Annotated in this window: 5 protein-coding genes; all 5 read left to right on the top strand. The window is 53.0% G+C overall.

Annotation, left to right across the window (positions count from 1 at the left end):
* Window positions 1-490: 490 nt before the first annotated feature.
* Window positions 491-1864, top strand: a complete 1374-nt coding sequence (locus tag ACTQ34_RS17425) for a glycosyltransferase family 39 protein (protein WP_441364871.1) — start codon at window positions 491-493, stop codon at window positions 1862-1864.
* A complete protein-coding gene (locus ACTQ34_RS17430) occupies window positions 1857-2795 on the top strand; it encodes a glycosyltransferase family 2 protein (protein WP_441364872.1) in 939 nt (312 codons plus the stop codon). The genes ACTQ34_RS17425 and ACTQ34_RS17430 overlap by 8 nt, the downstream gene beginning before the upstream one ends.
* Complete coding sequence (locus ACTQ34_RS17435) at window positions 2792-3226, top strand: GtrA family protein (protein ID WP_441364873.1); 435 nt, start codon at window positions 2792-2794, stop codon at window positions 3224-3226. The genes ACTQ34_RS17430 and ACTQ34_RS17435 overlap by 4 nt, the downstream gene beginning before the upstream one ends.
* A 424-nt stretch (window positions 3227-3650) precedes the next feature.
* Window positions 3651-4115, top strand: coding sequence for a MarR family winged helix-turn-helix transcriptional regulator (locus ACTQ34_RS17440; RefSeq protein ID WP_441364874.1), 465 nt, complete (start codon window positions 3651-3653; stop codon window positions 4113-4115).
* On the top strand, window positions 4108-5402 hold a 1295-nt coding region (locus ACTQ34_RS17445; RefSeq protein WP_441364875.1), incomplete at its 3' end, for an MATE family efflux transporter. The genes ACTQ34_RS17440 and ACTQ34_RS17445, both read left to right, overlap by 8 nt.

A 5402-nucleotide genomic window follows, 5' to 3' on the forward strand; every position in this document is an offset into this window, starting at 1 on the left:
AATGAGGAAAACCTTCCTCCGCTGCGCAAGCGCGCACGGTGGGCGCAAAATCCGGCGCAGGTTGCCTAATTGAATTCGTTGGGTGTGCGGTTTTCTTGACTATTCCACTTCAAGTCATGCGCGATGCCAAGACACGTCGCCGCTGCACAAACCGGCGCGCAAACACTGGCAGGGAGGATACCAAAGCGAGGCGGAGGACGTGGAAAGCGTGGTCGGGTAGGTGTGCCGCGTGCTTGGGCAGATGGAGTTGGGCGAATTACTCGGCCTATGCTGAGGCTATGAAACGAAAAAGGCCACCCATAGGAGTGTGGCCTTTTCATGCTCCTTCGGGTCAATTGACGGAAAATCTCGAAAAACTGCATGATACACTTCGGATGTGGACAGATAGTGGGGACAACGTACAACAGGGAATAGAATCCCCATTAAATTTTCCAAGTTACTTTCAATCCGTTAATGTGTAGATTCGTTTTTTGAAGAAGAGGTGGATAGCATGCATCATGCTTTTCATGTGATCCAACGACTGTTTGGGATCTGTTTTGTTCTTGCCGCCATCGGCATCCTGCTTTTCGGCGGATGGCTTGCCGGTCTGTGCGTCATTGCTGCCGCTGGCTGGATGGTACGCGGGCGCATAACCATCCGGCATTTCACGCTTTGGCTGTTGATCGGCGGTTTGCTGCTGCGTGTGGCGATCCTTCTGGTGCTCCATCCGCCGATCATCAGCGATTTCGGACTCATGTTTGGGGCTGCGCAAAGCCTGCTGGCTGGCGATACCTCGTTTCAGTATGAGCTGTATTTTTCGCTGTGGGCGTATCAGAGCGTGTTCGTCGCCTGGCAGGCAATGTTCCTTGCGGTTTGGAACAATCCGCTGATGCTCAAATACGTTGGCGCATTGCTCAGCGCAGGTACGGTGTGCTTGCTCTACCGCCTGGCGCGCGATCATGTACACGAGAGCGCGGCGCAGGCTGCCATGCTGCTGCTGACGGCGTTCCCTTTTGTATTGACCTTGCCCACCGTACTCACCAATCAGATTGCGTCGGCGTTTTTTCTGACGCTGGGCGTGTGGCTGGTCGCCTGTCAGGATTGCACGCGGCTGGGCTTCTGGCGCTTTCCGCTTGCTGGCCTTGCGCTGCAGGCGGGTAATCTGCTGCGCAGCGAGGGAATTATCTTGGTGGTCGCTGTGCTGGCGTACGCAGTTTTCACTGTGCTGCGTCGGCCGGAGACGTTCAAGCGCATCCTGTGCGGCATGGCAGCGCTGCTGGTGGTCTATGGAGCGGTCAGCGTGGGCGCGGATGCCGCCGTACGCGCGTCCGGACTGAATGAAAACGGCACGGCAAACGGTTATCCCGCCTGGAAATTCCTTACCGGACTGAATTTTGATACAGAGGGAGGCTATTCCCAGAGTGACTGGAATCAACTGGCTCCCACATTTGACGAAACCGGTCATCCGGCGGAAGCGACCTACCAAATGCAGAATGAACTGCTCTCCGAGCGCCTGTCTGCCGGGCCGAAAGCACTGCTGCTGCATGCGGTACATAAATGCAAGTTACTCTGGTGCGATGACGCACTGAACTGGGCGTTCGGCCATCTGCAGCTACATGATTGGCTGACGCTGATCTATAACAACATCCGGCAAATGGACCGGCTGCTGTTCTATGCCGCGCTGCTGCTGGCAGCCTTCGGGTTGTACCGTCCGTGCCGCACGCCCGCGGCCTATCTTCCGCTGTTCGTTGTGTTCGCTGCATTCTGCGCGTTCCTGCTGATCGAAGTGCAGCCGCGCTATGCCTATCTGCCGCAGCTGTTCCTGTTCTGCGGCGCATCGCTCGGCCTCGACCGACTGCTTGGAAAGGAGAAAAACCATGCCTAAAATCTCGATCGTTGTGCCCTGCTATAACGAGCAGGCCGCGCTGCCACTCTTTTATCAGGAGATTACCCGCGTAGCGGGCGAGATGGACGATGCGGAGTTTGAATTCGTGTTCATCGATGACGGATCGAAGGACGACACGTTGCCCACGCTGCGCCGTCTAGCCGCACAGGACAAGCGCGTGCGCTTTGTCTCGTTTTCGCGCAATTTTGGCAAAGAGGCTGGCATACTGGCTGGGCTTGACGCCGCGACGGGCGACTTTGTCGCCACCATGGACGCCGACCTGCAGGATCCGCCGTCGCTTTTGCCCGAGCTTTACAAAGCTGTGACCGAGGAGGGTTACGACTGCGCCGCCACCCGCCGAACCACGCGCGAGGGCGAACCACCGGTCCGCTCGTTCTTCGCGCGCATGTTCTATAAGCTCATCAACCGCATTTCGGACGCCGACATTGTCGACGGCGCGCGCGACTACCGTCTGATGCGCCGCGCAATGGTGGACGCGATCCTGTCCATGCGCGAATATAACCGCTTTTCCAAGGGTATTTTCGGTTGGGTTGGCTTCAAGACCAAATGGGTGCCGTTTGTCAATGTCGAGCGCGTTGCGGGCGAGACCAAGTGGTCGTTCTGGAAGCTGTTCCTGTATTCGCTCGATGGCATTATCGCGTTTTCCACTGCGCCGCTCGCGCTGGCGAGCGTGCTGGGTGTGTTGATCTGCCTGATCGCGTTCGTGTTCATCGTGGTTGTGCTGGTCAAGACGCTCGCCTTCGGCGACCCGGTCGGCGGCTGGCCGAGCACGATGTGCGTCATGCTGTTCCTCGGCGGCGTGCAGCTGCTGTGTATCGGTATTTCCGGACAGTATCTGGCCAAAACCTATCTGGAAGCCAAACGTCGCCCAGTCTATCTGGTGCGGGAGACCGAGGAGGGCGTGCGATGAACAAGCTGCGCGGCCTGCTCGACCGCAAGCTCGCCATATTTCTGCTGGTCGGCGTGATCAATACGCTGGTCGGCGTGATCAATACGCTGGTCGGCATGGCGATCATGTTCGGACTGTATAACCTCGCGCACTGCACCTACTGGGTATCTAGCGCGGCCAACTATATCCTGACCAGCATTCTGAGCTTTTTCTTGAACAAATACTTCACCTTCGGTAGCCGGGAGAAGAGCGTGGGCGAGGCCGTGCGCTTCGCGGTCAACATCGCCGCGTGCTACCTGCTGGCCTACGGTATCGCCAAGCCGCTGTGCGTCGCGGCGCTCACGTCCGCGTCGCCCGCTGTGCGGGATAATGTCTCGATGTTGGTCGGCATGTGCCTGTTCACCGGCTTTAACTACCTTGGGCAACGCTTTTTTGCGTTCCATGTAAAATAATTCTAATGTCAACTTTAACTGCCATAGCGATTAACCAGGCGTTATTAGGGCCGAAGAATCCACTTTGCTGCATACTGGTTTGGCATTCACAGCCTGTTTTCGGCGGTGCTCATCCCTGGAAAAACAGGCGATGATACGCAGAAAACAGTAGAAAACCGCACTTTCAAAGCGAAAATCAATGAAAAAGCAGTTTCAACAAACCGATCCGACTCCGAAGACTGTGCGTTTGGAGGAAATCGGGTGTATCAAGAAAGCAGCTTGTTCGAAAGAACAGGCTGCTTTTTGTAACTTTATGAGGGGAAACGAAAGGGGATGCAGTATTTCAAAAATATTGATTTTATGTGAATCTTATGCTATAATTATTCGCAAGCGAATATTCGCTTGCGAATAATTATAGCATAAGAGAAGAGAGAGGGGAAAAACGATGGCTTCCAATCAGTTTAAAACTGCGAGCATGGTCGTACGGCTTGGAAATGTTGTAGCGTGGCTGCGCAACCAACGAATGCAGCAAAGGGACATCACATCCAGCCAGTCGGATGTGATTCGATACATATTAAAGCATCGAGAGCAGCCTGTTTCAGCGGGCGACCTGATGAAGCAGCTGAGCCTTTCGCCCTCTACCATGGCGGGCCTCCTCAAGCGATTGGAGAACAAGTCCCTCATTATCCGAAAGACAGACCAAAATGATGCGAGAAAAATTATCATTATGCCCACAGAAGAAGGATTGGCTCTGGAGGACTATCTGAAAGAAACTGCCGCTCAGACGGAAGAGATCCTTCTGCGGGGAATGACCCAAGCAGAGCAGGATGAATTTTATCGACTGCTGAAAATTGCGCTGCAGAATGCAAATGCAGTCAAAGAGTCTGGGGGGGACAAACAAGATGAGTGAGAATCAGGATCTATTTGAAAATTTGCCCGTTCCCAAAGCACTGGCTACGCTTGCAATACCGACAATCATCAGCCAGCTCATTACGATGATATACAATTTGTCCGATACGTATTTCATCGGGAAAACCAACAATCCTTATCAGATTGCGGCAGCATCCTTAGCTTATGTTTTGGTTTTTGTCATGACCGCTTTATCCAATCTGTTTGGAGTGGGCGGCGGCAGTCTGATTTCCAGACTTCTGGGTAGGCAGAAAACGGAAGAAGCAAAGCGTGTATGTGCATTCAGTTTTTATGGAGCGATTGTTATCTCGTTTTTATATTCCTTGGGCTGCAATGTTTTCATGGAGCCTTTGCTTCGCCTGTTGGGTGCCAGCGATTCCACCATCGGGTTTTCTGCAAGCTATGCAATTTGGGTCGTTGTAGTTGGCGGCATTCCTTCCACACTCAGCATGACGATGGCACAGCTGCTTCGAAGCGAAGGATATGCAAAGAAAGCAAGCTTTGGACTGGGCATGGGTGGTATCCTGAACATCGTTTTGGATCCCGTCTTTATGTTTGTGATCCTGCCCGCGGGGCAGGAGGTTACCGGTGCCGGAATGGCAACCATGCTGTCCAACGTGATTTCTTTATGCTATTTTCTGTTGGTATTCTTTCGTCTGAGAAAAAATACCGTTCTTTCCCTCTCCATTCATCGTTTGCCTGCAGGAATGAAATATACTGCTCCTGTTTTATTCGTTGGTTTTCCGTCGGCATTGTCGTCACTGCTTGCCTGCGTATCCAATATGACTGCCAACAATTTGGCATCCGGCTATGGAGACATCCCGGTAGCAGCCATGGGGCTTGTCAAGAAAATCAATATGCTGCCCATGAATGTGGGTATGGGACTCTGCCAAGGAATGCTTCCTCTGGTTGCCTATAATTACGCCGCTAAAAATTATAAACGGATGAAATCTGTCATCAATTGTGCACGCATCAGCGGGATGGGATTTGCCGTTTTATGTATTATCGCATTTGAATTGTTCTCGGGCAGCATTGTGTCGTTATTTATAAAAGAATCTGAAACTCTGGCTTTAAGCTCAGTGTTTTTGAGGATCAGCAGCCTTGCAACACCGTTTATGATCAGCAATTTCCAGATGACCTATACTGGAATAGTCAAGAAAACCGCACACCCAACGAGTTCAATTAGGCAACCTGCGCCGGATTTTGCGCCCACCGTGCGCGCTTGCGCAGCGGAGGAAGGTTTTCCTCATTGGCTGTATTGCGTCGGAGGCGGTTATAGTAGATCTCG

Origin of the sequence: Agathobaculum sp. LCP25S3_E8 (genome assembly GCF_052117165.1) — a bacterium.
Lineage (GTDB): Bacteria > Bacillota > Clostridia > Oscillospirales > Butyricicoccaceae > Agathobaculum.